This window comes from candidate division KSB1 bacterium, from assembly GCA_034505495.1.
Classification (GTDB): domain Bacteria; phylum Zhuqueibacterota; class Zhuqueibacteria; order Residuimicrobiales; family Krinioviventaceae; genus Fontimicrobium_A.
In genome coordinates this window covers 232,721-249,504 of sequence record JAPDQV010000001.1, presented here as the reverse complement: position 1 = coordinate 249,504, position 16,784 = coordinate 232,721, and the positions used below count along the sequence as shown (strand labels likewise).

The window sequence follows — 16,784 nt, the reverse complement described above, 5'->3', positions numbered from 1 at the left end:
ATGGCCAACCCGTCCCCTTCATCTCCTCCCGCCTCGATGACCAGCCCGAGCGCGAACCCGCCCGCCTCAAGCGCAACGAAGGCAAGGCGTTCATTGGCGACTTTGTGCGCGGCATCGGCTTTGTGCTGGAGCCGGATGAAGCCAAAACTCTGCTTGCCCGCAACCCGCGCAACCGCGATTGCCTCTTCCCTTATCTGAACGGCGAAGACCTGAACAGCCACTCCGAGCAGCAGCCCTCGCGCTGGGTGATTTGCTTTCACGACTGGCCCCTGGAGCGCGCTCGTGAGTATCCGGAGCTGCTGAAGATCGTGGAAGAGCGCGTCAAGCCAGAGCGTGACCGGCTGACTGGTCCTGGCGATAAGCGCAACCGCGAGTTCTGGTGGCAGTTTGGGGCCTATCGGGCAGGCTTGCGCCAAGCCATAGATGTTTTGCGCCGAGTTTTGATACGAAGCCGCGTAAGTGAATTACACTCTTTAACTTTTGTACCCAAAGGACTGGTTTATAGCGAGCAAACCATCGTCTTCGCCTTCGACGACGACTACCACTTTGCCCTGCTCCAATCCGCCGTGCATGAGACCTGGCTGCGCAAGCAAGCCTCCAGTCTGCGTACCGACATCCGCTACACCCCCACCGACTGCTTCGACACGTTTCCTTTCCCACCTGCCGAATACGCTGCCCCGAATTTGCAGGAACTGCTCGCCCAGCCTGTCTTTGCCCGCGCGGCGCAACTGGGTGCGGAGTATCACGAGCACCGCCGTCAGGTGATGCTGGCGCGGGGATTGGGTCTCACCAAAACCTACAACCTCTTCCACAACCCGGCCTGTCAGGATGCCGATATTGTCCGCCTGCGCGAGTTACATGCCGAGATGGACAACGCCGTCCTTGCCTGCTACGGCTGGGAAGATTTAGAATTAAGGCACGACTTTTACCAAAACGATCGCGGTCAGACGCGCTTTATGCCATCCGCCGAGGCAAGGCGGGAGTTGATTTTCCGGTTGATGGCGTTGAATGAGAAGATGGCGGAGGAGGAAAAATCATGATGAATCCGCAATCTGGCGCAAGATTAACTTGTTGTACCATTGAAGGCTACAAATCCATTCGAGACAAAATTGTTATTCGTTTTCCCCAATATACACCTTTGATATTGGTCGGAGAAAACAATTCGGGCAAATCAAATATCATTTCTGCTTTGGATTTGGTATTGGGAGAACGCTGGCCCGGGACAAGAGAGCCCGAAGACCATGATTTTTGGGAACGAGACACTCAGAATGGAATTATTCATATAGAGGCGGAAGTCTCAGGAGTATATGGATATAACCACTCTGTTCATAAATTCAAGTGGATATGTGACTCAAAATCAAGGAAACAACCGGAATTTAGAGTCGAACTAGATGACTGTGCGGAGAAATTCGTTAGCAATGAAATTCGCGATCAGTTGATGTTTATCTTGATTGGTCCGGATCGTCGTTTGGATTATCAACTCAGCTATACAAACAAATTCACCCTCTTATCCAAACTAATGCAAAAGTTCCATTCTGCTCTGACAAGTGATGTAGGACGTGTCGGGAGGCTAAAACAAGCCTTTGATGATTTGGAAAGAATCTTCCGCGAAGTGAATGAGTTTGCTGAATTCGAACAGAATCTGAGCCGAGAATTTGACGAAATGTTTGCAGGAATGTCATATGGTTTACAGGTGGATTTTTCGGCCTATGACCCCAGCCGTTATTTCCATTCGTTGCGTGTCGTCCCCAGAGAAGGTACAGAGCGCCGAACATTCGAAGAGTTAGGAACTGGACAGGAACAAATTCTGGCTTTAGCTTTTGCTCATGCTTATGCAAAAGCATTTTATGGGGGAATTATTTTGGCAATTGAGGAGCCAGAGGCACATTTGCATCCCCTGGCACAAGAATGGCTTGCACAAAAGATATATCAAATGGCGGCTGATGGTCTGCAGATTGTCATTACAACGCACAGCCCTCATTTTGTCAACTTGATGAGTCTTGAGGGCCTCGTCTTGGTGCGCAAGGATGGAGAAGGTGCCACCCGAACCTGCCAGCTGACGAGAAACCAGCTTGCAGACCATTGCATCAAGACAGGATCTCATAAAAATAAAACAACACCGGAAACCGTTCTTCCCTTCTATGCTAACCAGTCAACACAGGAAATCTTGAACGGCTTTTTTGCCAAAAAGATCATTTTAGTGGAAGGTCAAAGTGAACAGCTTGCGTTGCCGGTTTATCTTCGAAAAGTAGGGCTTGATGTCACTCAAGAGGGAGTGGCGGTCATACCGGTCATGGGCAAGGGCAACCTGGCGAAATGGTGGCGGCTGTTTACGGCATACGGAATCCCTACATTCATCATCTTCGATAACGATGACGAACACGACAAACAGGGAGCAAAGAGGAAAGATGCACTCAAGGCTCTGGGTATTGCTGAAAATCAATGGGGGCAATATCTGAGCAACGATGAGTTCTTGATTCATGATCAGTTTGCTGTTTTCGGCAAAGACTTTGAAGTCACGATGCGAGCGCAGTTTTCGGACTATTTCCAACATGAACAGAGAGCCAGCGAGATGTTTGGCGACTCAAAGCCAATTATCGCCCGCTATGTAGCAAACGAGCTAGAGGCCACAAGCGGGGACGCAGGCTGGCAAAAATACCATGACTTGAAAAAGGCAATTCTCGATTTGGGCATGCCACACCAATGAACCCTATTCATGCTCAAGCAGAAAAAGGTGTACCAGCACGGCGAGTACCGCACGCGGCGGCTGGTGCTGGAGGCGTGGGAGAGGCAAGGACCGTCCAAGCCGACCTGAACATCAGCGCGTCTGAAGGATACGGCATCCGTCATTCCCCAATGGATCCGTCCGGATGCCGCGGCGCCGCTTTACCGAAAAACCGAGCCTCTCCGGCAATAGGAGGATTTTTCTCCTGCAAAAAAGGAGAAATCCTCTTGACATTCTCCTTGAAAAAAGGTTAAATTGCCTGCCGATGGAACCCTTGAGCCCCGCATATTTTCGCAATCGGCTTGCCCAGATGCTGGCCGATTCGCTGACCGGCCCCATCCGGGAAGGAACGCCGCGTACGGTTTACAAGACCCTCTGCCTGCCCGGCAAGGCCACCGTGATCATCGGCATGCGGCGCGCGGGCAAGACGACGTTTCTGCACCAAATTCGCCGCCAACGCATGCAAAGCGGCCATCCCCTCGAACGACTGCCGTACATTAATTTCGAAGACGAGCGCATCGCCGGCATCGGCGCCGAGCATTTGAACCTGCTGGTTGAAGAATACTACCGCCTGTTTCCCGCCTTCCGCGGCAAAGAGACGGTGTCGTGGTTCTTCGATGAAATCCATGTGGTCCCGGGTTGGGAACGCTTCGTCAGGCGGCTGCTCGACACGGAACGGGTCGAAGTCTTTTTGAGCGGCTCTTCCGCAGCGATGCTGAGTCGCGAGGTGGCGACCAGCATGCGCGGCCGCGGCTGGGAGGTGGTGATCCATCCGTTCAGCTTCGAGGAGTTTCTTCGTCACCACGGCCATGCCCTGCCCGATCGATTGGAACGCCTCACCTCGGCCAAACGGTCCGAGTTGGAACACGCCTTTCATCAGTACCTCAAAATCGGCGGCTTTCCCGAAGCGCAGCCTCTTTCGGATGCGGATCGCTTTGCCCTGCTCCGTCAGTATGTCGATGTGGCCGTCCTCAGGGATGTGATGGAGCGTCACGACATCACCAACATCGCGGCGCTGCGACGGCTGGTCCGGCACTTGTTGGGAAATCCGGCCGGGCTTTTCAGCGCCGAAAAGTTTTACCGTGACCTCAAATCTCAAGGCATAGCGGTTTCGCGGGATACCATCCACCAGATGATTGCGGCGCTGGAAGATTGTTTCCTCGTCCGCATCTGCTGGCTGGATGCGGCCTCGGAGCGGCGACGCATGGTCAATCCTCGAAAGGTCTATCCGGTAGACCCCGGTTTCATCCGCGTGTTCGACCGCATGGGCAAGGCGGACGTGGGGCATGCCTTGGAGACCGCGGTCCGGGTCGAGTTGGAAAGACGCACGGCCGAGGCGGCCTACGTGAAAACGGCCGAAGGCTACGAGGTCGATTTCTTGGCGAAATTCCCCGACGGCCGTCGCGAGTTGATCCAGGTCTGCGCCGACCTCGAGGACCCCGACACGTTGCAACGCGAAATTCGGGCGCTGGAAGCCGCGCGTTCCGAATACCCGGGCGCCGAGCTGCGATTGATCACCCTCACGCCGGACATCGCCTCGGGCTTTTCGAAATCGATCCGCATCACTGCGGCAACAGATTGGTTTTTGGAGCATGTGAATATCTCCACGAATGAAAGATAGACTCATCAGATAGGTTCATCTATGATCGGGACACCCGGCGATTTGGAACCATCGCGCTCTTGGGAGACTTTAGCATGACCACCGTCTTTGACCTTCATTCCGCCGTACTGCGCGAATACCGCGACTTTGTGCGCTCGTTCTTTTTCATTGCCGATCGGCGTATCCGCGAATACATAGATCGCGTCCTGGATGAGGAAGCGCACTTGTGGCCGGACTTTCTGCTTCAAGTCAGCCCGTCCTACCAGCGCGGTTCCAGCGTGGATGACCTGGCCCAAAGCGGCGTTCTCCACCCCGAAACGGCGCGCATCTTTCGCACCCCGCACGGTAAAGCGTACCGTCTTTACCGCCATCAAGAGCAGGCCGTCGAAAAGGCCCGCCGCGGCGAAAGTTACGTCGTCACCAGCGGCACCGGCTCCGGCAAGAGCCTCGCCTATTTTATCCCCATTGTCGACTCTATTCTGCGTCGTCCTGCCGCCGATAAAACCGTGGCGCTGATCGTTTATCCGATGAATGCGCTGGTCAACTCGCAGCTTCAGGCTCTCGAAACCCTCAAGGCAGGCTACCAGGACCGAACCGGGCTTCCTTTCCCGATCACCTTTGCCAAATACACCGGCGAGACGGGAGATGACGCCCGTCAAATGATGCGTCAACATCCGCCGCACATTCTGCTCACCAACTATATGATGGCCGAGCTGATGCTCGTCCGCCCGGAGGACCTGCGCTTTCTCGATGCCGCAGGGGGCGGCCTCCGCTTCCTTGTCTTTGACGAGCTGCACACCTATCGCGGCTGGCAGGGCGCCGATGTGGCGATGCTCATCCGCCGTCTCAAGGAGCGCGCCGCCGCGCCGGACTTGATTCACGCCGGCACTTCCGCCACGATGGTCGCAGAACGCGATGCCTCGCCGCTGCAGCGCCGTCAGGCCGTGGCCGAGTTCGCCTCCCGTTTCTTCGGCCACCCCTTCACCGAAGCCGACATCATCGAAGAAACCCTGGTTCCCTTCACCCAGGGCGGCCTCCCGACCCCCGACGAACTCCGCGCCGCCCTCTCCTCTCTCCCCTCTCCCCTCTCCCTTCTCCCCTCTTCCCCCTCCCTTCTCGACTATCAAACCCACCCCCTCTCCCGCTGGCTCGAGCACACCTTCGGCCTCCAACCCGAACCCGAAGGCGGATACAAACGCCGCATTCCGATCAGCTTGTCCGAAGCCGCCGTTCAACTTGCCGGGCAGACCGAGCTCGATCCGAAAATCTGCGAACAGGCCCTGCGCACCTGGCTGGCGCTTGGCGGACAGATTCGACGCGAAGAGGATGCTCCTGCTTTTGCCTTCAAACTGCATCAATTTATCAGCCAAGGCCGTGCGCTCTATGCAACACCCGAGTCGGCCGACAAGCGCGAGTTCTCCCTCGAGGGTCAGGTGCAGGCGGACGAAGGCCGCATCTTCCTGCCGGTCAAGTTCTGCCGACAGTGTGGACAGGAGTATTACCACGTCTTGCAGTCGGACGAGCGCTTTTGGCCGCATCCCTTGGACATTTTTGAGGAAATGGATGAAGCCTATCACCCCGGCTATCTGATGCTCGCCCCTGAGGAAAATGACTGGAACGAAGATTATCTGCCCGAGGAGTGGCGCGACGCCAACGGGAGTGTCAAAAGGGATGTCCGCAACCGCGTCCCGCGCCCGCTTTGGGTTCGACCCGACGGGACGTTTTCGACTTCTCCGCAGTCGGATGGGGTCAAGATGTGGCACCAGCCGGAACCTTTCGGCCTGTGTTTGAACTGCGGCGAGTTCTATACCCGCAAAGAAGACGAATTCCGCAAGCTGGCCACGCTGTCGAGCGAAGCCCGCTCCAGCGCCACCACCGTGCTGGCCGTTTCGCTCCTGCGTCAGGCCGCCCGCACCGGCGCCGCCCGCGACAAACTGCTCACCTTCACCGACAACCGCCAGGACGCCTCGCTGCAGGCCGGTCATTTCAACGACTTTGTTCATTTTGCCGTCATGCGTTCGGCGCTGGTTGCGGCGCTGCGGGAGCATAACCAACTCACGCCCGACCGCGTGGCTCAGGAGACCGTTTCGGTTTTGCAGCGCGGCTTTAGCGTGCGCGAGATCGCCCGCACGCCTGAACTCGACCCCGCCTCTTCGGCCGCCCGCGAGGTCTGGCAAACCTTCACCGAATTGACCGAATACCGTCTCTACGAAGACTTGCGCCGCGGCTGGCGCGTCATCCAGCCCAACCTGGAAGAACTCGGCCTGCTGCGCATCGAATATCGCGGACTGGAGGAGCTCTGCGCCCGAGAGGAGGTTTGGTCTTTCCATCCGTCGTTTGCCGATCTCACGCCGCAGGAGCGACGGATTCTGCTCCGTCCCCTGCTCGACCAGTTCCGCCGCAAACTGGCGATCAACGCTCGAATTTTACAAGAACAGGCGCAAAGTCAATTGCGCCGCCGCTGCGAGCAATATCTTAACGAATTCTGGGGTCTGGATCCGGAGGGCAACGAACTGCGCCAGGCCAACTGTTTCGTTTTGACGGGAAAATCTTTACAGCCAACGGACGGCTTTAGTCTGGGCGCGAACAGCACTCTGGGGCGCTATCTGCGCCGCCAATGCGGCCTGACAAGCGAAGCCTACCGCCAGGTGATGGAAACCCTTCTGGATCGGCTGGTGCAGCACGGTCTTTTGGCGCGCCTCGACCCGATCGACGACCATCAGCGTTTCCAACTGGACGCGGCTTGTCTGCGCTGGCAGCTCGGGGACGGCACGCCGCCTCCCCTCGATCCGCTCTACACCCGCCGCGCCGCAGCGGAAGCCTATGTCAATCGCCGCCGTCCGGTCAACGCCTTCTTTCAGTGTTTTTACCAGGAGGCCGCCGTTGAACTGGTTGGGTTGGAAGCCCGCGAACACACCGCACAGGTAGTCGCCGCCGGCGAACGCGAGCGCCGCGAGCGCCGCTTCCGCTGGCAAGACAGCGATACGCGCAAAGAAATCGAATTGGGCCGCCGCCTGCCCTACCTGGTCTGCTCGCCGACGATGGAACTGGGCATCGACATCGCCGACCTGGACATGGTGCACCTGCGCAACGTGCCGCCTACTCCCGCCAACTATGCCCAGCGCAGCGGCCGCGCCGGGCGGCAGGGACAAGCCGGACTCATCTTTACCTACTGCGGCGCCATCAACCCGCACGACCAATATTTCTTTCATCATCGTCAGGAAATGGTGGCGGGAACCATACGCCCGCCTAAACTCGACCTGGCAAACGAAAGTCTCTTGCGCGCCCACCTGCACGCTCTCTGGCTGGCGGAAATCCGCCTGCCTCTGCGCCAATCCATAGAAGAGGTTATCGATACCGCTCAGGATGCCTTACCATTACGACCGGAGGTGCAGGCGGCCATTCAGTTGAACGACTCTACCCGTCACCGGTTGCGTGAACGGATGCGCCGCGCCCTGCAGGCCGATGAGGCCTGGCTCCGTTCCGCCCGATTGTACTCCGAGGATCGGCTTAACCGCATCATCGAAGAAGCCCCGCAAGCGTTTGACCGCGCTTTTGACCGCTGGCGCGAACTCTATCGGGCGGCCAAACGCCAAAGAGACGAGGCCCGCGCCGAAGAGGATCGTGCCCGCAAAAAAGAAGATCAGGAACGCGCCAAAAGAAAACAGGATGAAGCTCGGCGTCAGCTGAATCTGCTGCTTCAGGTAGATGTCGGTCGCGAAGAGAGCGATTTCTACCCCTACCGCTATCTGGCGAGCGAGGGTTTTCTGCCCGGCTACAATTTCCCGGCCCTGCCGGTGCGGGCCTGGGTGCCGCGCGGCGAAGGTGAATTCATCTCCCGCGCCCGTTTCCTCGCCCTGCGCGAATTTGCTCCCGGCAACTTTATCTATCACGAAGGCTCACGCTGGGAAATCGTCGGCTTCCAATCTCCGCCCGGCGGCCTGAATGAACGCCGCCGTCAATTGCACCTGTGTTACACCTGCGGCGCGTTCTGCGAACCTGCCCTTGACCTGTGCCCGGCCTGCAATACCCGCTTTAACGCAGACAACAGCCTGATTGCTGTGTTGTTGGATATGCCGAACGTCCGCACTCGTCGTCGTGAACGCATCACCTCTAACGAAGAAGAACGCCGCCGCCGCGGCTATAAAATCGAAACCTTTTACCAATTCTCCCCCGCCTCACCCCTCCTCACTGCCGACATTCTTCCCTTCGCCCCATCTTCCTTCTCATCCTCCCCCCTCTTCACCCTCACCTATGCCCCCTCTGCCACGCTGCTGCGCGTCAATCACGGTTCCCGGGCTGCGCGCACGGAGGGTTTTCAAATCGATTTTGAAAGCGGTGATATCTTGACCGACAGCGAAAATTTCCCAACTCGTATAAAAAGCATCGAAACCGTCCGCCTGTGCGTGCAGGAAACGCAAAACCTGCTCCTGCTCCGTCCCGCCGATCCGAAAATATTTAAGGATCGAGCGGTTGAAACTACATTTCGCATCGCTTTACAACGGGGCCTGGAGCAGGCCTATCAACTGGAAGAGAGCGAACTGGCTGCCGAGTGCATCGGCCAGGACGAACAGCGCGCCATCCTGTTCTACGAGACCTCAGAGGGCGGAAGCGGCGTCCTGCGCCGCCTGGTCGAAGAACCGAACGCCTTTGCCGAGGTCGCCCGCGCCGCGCTCGAGCGCGCTCATTACGATGAAAACGGACAAGACCTAAAGCCGGAATGCATCGCCGCCTGCTATGAGTGCCTGCTCAGCTACAGCAATCAATTGGAAGCCTTTTTCATTGATCGCCGCCGGGTACGCCAAACCCTGCTCGATCTGACCCACAGCCGCGTCCTGCTGCGCGTTTCCGAACAGACCTACATGGACCACCTGGCCCAACTGCGCTCGCTCACCGATGCCCGCTCGGAACTGGAGCGCCGCTTCCTGGAGGCGCTTGCCGCCGGAGGCTATCGCCTGCCGGATGACGCCCAGCGCGCCGTCCCGGAAGCCGACTGCGTCGCGGACTTTTTCTACGAGCCGAATATCTGCGTCTTTTGCGACGGCAGCTTCCATGACCAACCCGAGCAGCGCCGGCGGGATGAAGCCGTCCGCGCGGAATTGCGGGCCCGCGGTTATCAGGTGGTCGTTATCCGCTATGACCGCCCCGTCTCGGAGCAGGCGGCTGAAATTTCTTTTCTTTTCAACACCCCCTAAAGGGCGCGTCCGGATCTTCGAAGCTCGGTTTATTTGATCAAGGCCGCCTTTACGAGCTGCACCTGCCCGGCAACTGTGAATTTTATCCAATAGACGCCGGAAGTCAACCCTTCGGCCGACCAAGAAAGCCGATGGCTGCCCGCGTCGAGCCGTGCATCGAGCAGCGTCTCGACTTCCTCTCCCAGCAGATTGAACACGGCGATGCGCACATATTCGGACTGCTTCAGCTCAAAGCAGAGGGTCGTCGAGGCGTTGAAAGGATTGGGGGAGGGCGGATGGAGAAGGAACGAGACCGGTCGGCTCTCTCCACGGACGGCTGTGCCGGTCTTGCGCAGCTTGAGCGCCGTGTCGACCGCAAAATCGGCAAGCGGAACGGCAATGCTCTGCTTGTCGCTGACCTTGAACGTGCCGATGCGCTCGCCGGTAAGCGGATTCCACTGCTCGACCTCGAACTCACCTGCCAGCTCGGGCAGGGTGACGATGACGCCGATTAGAGCCGCATGCGGCGAAGCGCCGGCGTGGTAGTCGCGGTCATAGATCCAAACATAGGCGGTTTCGCCGTTGCTGAGGGCATAGCCGGTCGCAGCGCTGATCGGCAGGCCGGAGAACTCGAAATAGTCGATCGTCAGCCAATCGACGCCGGCGTTGAACACGCGGATGCGGTGTTCGCCCGCCGGAACCCTAATCTCAAACCGTTGCGGCGGTTGCGGTGTTTCGTTGACCAGCGGCGTTTTGTTGTCGTCGAGAAAAATCTGCAGCCTGCCCGGCTGCCAGGAGGAAACGCTGCCGACGGCCACGGCAAAGCCGATCTCCTGCGCAAAACGGGTATGAAATATCGCCTCGCGTCCCATGGCCGCCTTGTCGCTGCCCTGGAGAAACTGCGACAGCTCGCCGATTCCCAGAACCGTCCCGTCCGGCTGCACTTCGAACTCTTTGCGAGTCGACGCCTCCCACCCGCGCCCGGGAGAAACCCTGACTCCCTGAACGGTTTGCGGCCCGCCTTCGACCTGCAGACCGACTGGGCGAAAGTCCCCAACGCGCAGGTCTTCGCCGCGCCAAAAGGCGCTGAGCCCATGCCAATGGTAATAGAGCTTATGCGGATGAATGTAATTGTCCCACCACCACGGCATGGCGCCGCCGCCGACAAGCGCCGTCGCCCACACCGCCTGATGGATGACCGTGCCGGTGGTATCGCTGCCGCTGCCGGCGGAATTGTCGCCGAACTCGCCGATGATGTTCGGCTTGCCGTATTGGATCATCATCAAATGCCGCTGCCGCAGCGCTTCGTTGACGCCGGCGCCGTAATAGTGAATCTGCGTCAGATCGATGTCCGGCGCCGACCAGATCAAGGCGTCCTCGTCGCGCGCGCTGGTGGTCACCAGATGCCGCCAAGGATCGATTTGGTGAATATAGGCCGCCATTTCCTGATGCCAGGCGGCAACGTTAGGATAGTTCTGTGCATAATTGTTCGTATACTGAACTTCATTGAACAGCTCCCAGGCTAAAATCGCCGGACTGTATCCCCAGCGCGCGATCGTATAGCGCATTTTGCGCTTGTAAAGCTCTTTGGCCTGCTCGTTGGTAAAGAATTCATCGCCGCTGCGCAAAAAGCCGCCGTTTGCAATGTTGTAAGGATTATCGTCCCAATTAGGATTAACAGTCTGGGAAAACTGACCGTGATGCTGGGTGACGAGCTGAATGTAAATGCCGAGCTTTTCCGCCTGCTCGATGATATAGTCCAGTTTCCAGGCTCCCTGCAGGCTGTAGCGGCCGAGGCCGTGGTACCAGCCGCTCCAGTGCGAGGCATTCCATTCGAGTGATTGGCCGCGGTAAAAGTGTGTCATCCAAACGCGCATCCAGTTTTCCCCCGCCTCCGCCATCGGCCTCATCCAGTCGTCATAGTCGAAGGTGCCGCGGTTCGTCGCCCAGGCTACGTTTTGTCCCATGGGAAAATAAAAGCTGCCGTCGTCGAAGCTCAGCCAACGGGGATTACGCGCATCGACGCGAATAAAGCCTCGGCTTTCTCCCTCATGGACGGTAAAGTGCATCAGATCCGACTGATTGGTGCCCTCGATGTCTTTCACCTGCAGATAGATCGAGTGTCTGCCGCTTTCGCGCGGCATAAAGCGCACCCGCCAACCGGCTTTTCCGGCTGGAGTTAGAACTTCCTCCTCGCCCTCCAAGCTGCGGAAAAACTCCTGATACCAAAAAGCCGGCACCAGCAGGCGTCGCCCAGAGGGTTCGGCGATAGCCGCATCAATCTCCACCTCGGTGGGATTGAAGGGGTTTTCATAGTTGCGGCTCACCTCAAAAGCGACTTCCATCCGCTTGCCGACGACAATCGTATCCGGAGAAAACTCTACGGATAAAAACTTGGTCGCATAGCAGGGAACCGCAATCGCCCACAAAAAAATCACGCGCTTCATATTGCTCTCCCAAAGCAGGTGTTATTCCTCGAAAGGCCGCCATATACTGTGCAATCGGCAGACTTCGGCACCGTCGCTGCGGCGTTTCATCTGCTGCACCCGCTGATCGGCCGACGGGACGGCGGTCAAAACATCGATCTCATCGCCCAGCAAAGCCTCGTTGACAAAGTTGATCGTCAATTCATCGAGAGCGTGCCGCCGGACAAAATCCTGCGGCAATGAATCCAGGGCCGCCTCCACATATTTGACGTTGTTCATGTGTCCGTTGACGTCCAGATGCGAGTATAGGACGCGAAAAGTCGATACCTCAACCTCGCCCTCCGGAACCGCAACTTTTCCGGCGAACTCGGCAAAAACCCGCTCCGCATCGGCGGTCGGCAGATCAATGTAGGTTTCGGTTTTCTGCGGCCGTTTGTGTTGCAAATCGATCGCCAGCCAGGAAGTTGTGGCCAGGCTCAGAATCCGGCCGTTTTGATCCGTGAGGCGAAAGTCACGAAAGCAGAACAGCCGGTCCGCGCCCGAAGGCCACGTTTCCAGTTTGACGGATTCGCCCCAACGCGGCAAAGAGAAAAGCTTGAGGCGCAATCTTGCTAAGACCCAGGCCAAATTTTTTTGCAACAGATGACTGTAGCCGACTCCCAGTTCTTCGGCGTGATTCCAGGCGCTTTCCTGCAGATAGTTGAGAATCGTCGCGACCCGCGCCAGACCGGTAAAGTCGCTCTCATAGCTGTGAATGCGATAAGTCAGAACAAGGATCATGGGCATAGACCGCTTCCCGCGTACAGATGATTCGATAACTGTTTTTAATGCGGCTCGAATTTTCTTTTCCACAACGAAGAGGGGGCGGCACGGCTTTACCGCCGGCGTCGATCGTTCGCTCCCTTTGCGATAGAGGATTGATTTTGTGCTTTATGGTAAATATATTGACCGAAAAAACAAAATAATTTGTCGGGAATATGAATAAACTTCCTCGGCCGGAAGACGCCGTGACCTATCAGTTATGGATGATTGTGGAAAAGAACATCACCGTAACGGTCGGGAAATTAGGCAACTGGGGGTTTCCTGCCGGTTGTTACGTGTACACGGGCAGCGCTCGTCGCGGGCTGGAAAGCCGCATCGAGCGACATCGAAAAAAAGTAAAGCCTCTTCGCTGGCATATCGACTATTTGACCGTTTTACCGGAAGTAAGCATTATTCAAGTGTGCACCTTTTATGAACAAGAGTGCGTCGTGAATCAAAAGGTAGAGGGGGAGATTATTTGTCCCGGCTTCGGTGCCGGTGACTGCAGCAGCGGCTGCGTTTCTCATCTCAAACGTGTAAATTCTTTTACGTAAATCATATTGACTTTTAAAAGCCTTCTATTTAAATTCATAATGAAAAATCCTGGTTGGACAGCGGGAGCTGTCTTTTTTTTTGCCGCTTGCCATTTCCCCCAGAAGGAGCTTGTTTTGAGAATCATCGATTACATGCGCCACAGCCTTATTTTCTTGGACGTTGAAGCTGCGAACAAGGAAGAAGCCATTTTAAAGACTGTGGAGCTGATGAAGCTGCAGGGCGCTGTAAAAAATGTGCAGAAATTCGCTGATGCTGTTTTCGAACGGGAGAGCCTCGGCAGCACGGCCATCGGTAAAGGCGTCGCACTGCCGCACGCCCGTACTCAGGAGATCGACCAGATCACCATCGCCATGACGCGGCTGAAAAAAGGCGTTGATTTCGGGGCAGCGGACGGCGAACCGGTCAACCTGATCTTTCTCCTCGGTACTCCACTCAAAGCCGTCAGCGAATATCTCGCCGTTCTGGCCAAGCTCTCACGATTGATCCGCGAGGACAAGACGCGAAAAAGGCTGCTCAAGGCTAAAACGCTTGCCGACGTCGAGACCATCTTTAACGAGATTGAACCCTAACCATCTGAAAAAGAAATTATTGCAACTTTATCGGCCGCCTATTATCTTATAGTTGTAATAGTTATTATCCAGGCGGCTTAAAAATCCTCCTGTCTCTGTTCCGCCCCCGTAAAAGCCGCAAACTCAAGCCTGGGAATACCACTGTTCAGGCAGGTGTTATCACTGACCGCAATAAGAGAAGAGAAATCATTATGAAAACAAGCCGTCTTTTTTTCGCCTTTCTGCTTTGGCTGGAGGGCGCTCTGTATGCTCAGAACGCCCTGATCTGGAACGCCGGAGGCAAATCGACAACCAGCGCTTCGGCTATCGCCGCGGCTTTAACCGGCAACGGCAAAACCTCCAAGACCGTCACCTCCATCTCCTCAGAAACGCTTACAAATTACAATTATGTTTTCGTCTGTCTCGGTGTGAACCCCAATACCTACGTCCTTAACGCCTCAACCGATGCCACGGCCATCACAAAACTCGTATCCTACCTCAACGGCGGCGGAAAAGTTTACATGGAAGGCGGCGATACGTGGGCATGGGATCCGGTTACCGCTCTGCAGCCCAAATTTAACATCTTTGGCGGCGCGGACGGCCTGGGCGATCTGGGCACCATCAGGGCATCGTTTTGCGGCTGGCAGGCTTCGGCGGCTTACGGAGCAAGCCAAAACTACATCGATCGGCTTGTGCCCGGCGACGGCGCCTCGGTATTTTTTACCAACAGCAGTCCGACGTATGCCTGCGGCATCGGTTACGACAACGGCACATATCGCACGCTGGGCGTCTCGTTTCAATTCGGCGGCTACGGCGACGCAACCGCCCGCGCATCTCTCATGAGCAAAGTGCTGCAGTTCTTCGACTCCGGCTGCAGTCTGCCCAAACCGGCTCCCTTGGCCGTGCAGGCATTCAGCGGCTATGACGGCGTCGTGCCTTTAGTGTGGGACGCTCCTCCCGGCCAAGCGCCGCTGAGCCGAGCGTCAGGTCTCAGACCCGCTGAAATCGTGCGTACCGGCAGCCTCCCGATCGAAGGAACCGTCGAGGGAAGAAGCAGGCAGGAAGGCAAAATCCGCTCCACCGGCTCAGCCGGACAGTCAATTACCGGCTACGCCGTCAGCTCCTACAACATCTATCGCGCGACTTCAGCCGAAGGCCCTTACTCACTGCTGGTTTCCAACGTGACCAAGCAGTATTATCGCGATGAAACCGTCACCAACGGCCTCACCTATTTTTACAAAATAAGGGCAGTATACAACGGTTCCGAGGGCGACTATTCCGCCGCAGCCTCGGCAACACCGGCGGCAGGCAATGCTGTAACTTCACCTTGGAAATTCATTAATCCGCAAATTGACGGCGTCATCGAAACCGACGAATGGAACAACGCCGTGTCGGTTCCTTTGGGCAGCGGCACCCTCTACTTTTTCAACGACAATCAGTATCTCTATCTGGCCGTCGACGATGTCGCCAATACATCTCTAGAAGGCGATGATCAAATCGGCTTTTATTTCGATCGCAACCGCGATCAGCGCTGGGGCATCTCCGGTTTTACAGAGGAAGGCAATTATTGGATTTGGCGCAGCGGCAGCAACGACTCGCTGAAATTCCGCGGCCTGAAGGGATGGTGGCCGTTCGATCTCTCCTGGGGCACCAACAAGACCGCTACCGGCGTGACCTACGGGCGATCGATTTCTTCCGGTCACCTTCAGTACGAAGCCAAAATCAATCTGTCGACCGCTGCACTGAACGTTACGCCGGGCAATGCATTCCGCGCCTACTTTTATGCATTCGACGGCAACAGCGGCCAATTTACCGGCAGCTGGCCGAGTCCGATCCGCAACGCCCTGTGGAACGACGCCTGGCTGGTTCCGGCCGTCTATGCCAATGTGCAGCTGCAGTCTCTGCCGAGCGCCCCGTTCGTTTGGGACGAGGAAGCGGTCACGGCCATCGGCGTGACTTACATTTTCAACGAGTGGGCAGACGGACGAAAGGTGCATATGCAGTTTTCTTCTCTCGACAACACGGGCACGGTGCGCGTTACCCAAACCAATACGGCGCCGCAGAATCCATTCAACAATAAGTACGTCCCCTGCGTGTGGTCTTTGGAGACCTCCGATTTAAGCAATTTTCAAACCACAACCTATTTCTATTACAAAGACAGCGATGTGGTTTCCCTTGATGAGTCCAAACTCCAGGTTTTTCGCTGGACCGGCAACCAGTGGGTCTTGGTCGGCGGCAGCTCCAATCCGGCCTTCAACACCGTCGCCGTGGTTCTCGACCACTTTAGCGATTATGCGCTGTTCGAATACGTTCCGATCACTTTGTCCATGAAATTATTCACGGCGCAGCCCAAAGGCGGGAAGGTCTACCTTGAATGGCAGACCGAATCGGAGATCGATTTAGCGGGGTTCAATGTCCTCCGTTCTTCAGCAATCGACGGTCGTTTTGAGCCGATCAACGTCGCTCTTATCCCTGCTGCCGCCCCGCAGCCGAATCAGGGCAATCATTACACATTCATTGATGAAAAGCCGCTTGCCGGCAGCAATTATTACAAACTGCAATCCGTCTCGCTCGACGGCCGGACAGAGTTCAGCGAGGCGACCTGCTTCTGCAGCACCGGCTTGCGCGACGAACGCACTTTGCCGCAGGCTTTCGGTCTCAAGCAAAACTATCCCAATCCCTTCAATCCCGAAACACGAATCGACTATGAACTGCCGCGCGCAGAAACCGTGGAGCTCGCCGTCTATGATTTATCCGGAAGGTTGATCAAGCGCCTCGTCGACCAAAGCATGCCGGCGGGATACCACACCGTCACCTGGGACGGCTTGGATCAGGAAGGCAGTGCGGTCGGTTCCGGCGTTTATTTCGTGCAGATGCGGGCGGGAGATTTTCACGCCGTCAAGCGCATTACGCTGCTGAGGTAAGTAACGTAAGCGGGAGAAGCTTCTTCTCCCG

The 16,784-nt window shown here is 56.7% G+C and carries 9 protein-coding genes; 7 read left to right on the top strand and 2 right to left on the bottom strand.

What is annotated here, in order from left to right; genetic code table 11:
- The 4 genes from ONB24_00985 to ONB24_00970 form a co-directional block, all read left to right on the top strand.
- Positions 1 to 1,040: restriction endonuclease (locus ONB24_00985; protein MDZ7314675.1), on the top strand; the 1,040-nt coding region annotated here is incomplete at its 5' end.
- Entirely contained in the window at positions 1,037 to 2,707 is a 1,671-nt protein-coding gene (locus ONB24_00980; protein MDZ7314674.1) for an AAA family ATPase, read from the top strand. The genes ONB24_00985 and ONB24_00980, both read left to right, overlap by 4 nt.
- 292 nt (positions 2,708 to 2,999) lie before the next feature.
- Complete coding sequence (locus ONB24_00975; GenBank protein MDZ7314673.1) at positions 3,000 to 4,346, top strand: ATP-binding protein; 1,347 nt, start codon at positions 3,000 to 3,002, stop codon at positions 4,344 to 4,346.
- Positions 4,347 to 4,420: 74 nt separating this feature from the next.
- Positions 4,421 to 9,520 carry a DEAD/DEAH box helicase gene (locus ONB24_00970; protein ID MDZ7314672.1) on the top strand — a complete coding sequence of 1,700 codons (5,100 nt, stop codon included), beginning with the start codon at positions 4,421 to 4,423 and terminating at the stop codon, positions 9,518 to 9,520.
- 29 nt (positions 9,521 to 9,549) lie between these two features.
- Here the strand turns inward: ONB24_00970 and ONB24_00965 are convergent, their stop codons facing one another.
- Together ONB24_00965 and ONB24_00960 are read right to left on the bottom strand one after the other, a co-directional pair.
- Complete coding sequence (locus ONB24_00965; protein MDZ7314671.1) at positions 9,550 to 11,946, bottom strand: DUF5060 domain-containing protein; 2,397 nt, start codon at positions 11,944 to 11,946, stop codon at positions 9,550 to 9,552.
- Positions 11,947 to 11,967: 21 nt separating this feature from the next.
- Complete coding sequence (locus tag ONB24_00960; protein ID MDZ7314670.1) at positions 11,968 to 12,711, bottom strand: thioesterase; 744 nt, start codon at positions 12,709 to 12,711, stop codon at positions 11,968 to 11,970.
- Positions 12,712 to 12,902: 191 nt separating this feature from the next.
- On the opposite strand from ONB24_00960, the gene ONB24_00955 reads away from it, so the two are divergent.
- From ONB24_00955 to ONB24_00945, 3 genes are all read left to right on the top strand, one after another.
- Positions 12,903 to 13,280, top strand: coding sequence for a GIY-YIG nuclease family protein (locus tag ONB24_00955; protein ID MDZ7314669.1), 378 nt, complete (start codon positions 12,903 to 12,905; stop codon positions 13,278 to 13,280).
- Between the two features lie 114 nt (positions 13,281 to 13,394).
- Positions 13,395 to 13,850, top strand: coding sequence for a PTS sugar transporter subunit IIA (locus ONB24_00950; GenBank protein ID MDZ7314668.1), 456 nt, complete (start codon positions 13,395 to 13,397; stop codon positions 13,848 to 13,850).
- Positions 13,851 to 14,041: 191 nt separating this feature from the next.
- On the top strand, positions 14,042 to 16,753 hold the full coding sequence (locus tag ONB24_00945) for a T9SS type A sorting domain-containing protein (GenBank protein MDZ7314667.1): 2,712 nt from the start codon (positions 14,042 to 14,044) through the stop codon (positions 16,751 to 16,753).
- The last annotated feature ends 31 nt before the right edge of the window (positions 16,754 to 16,784 follow it).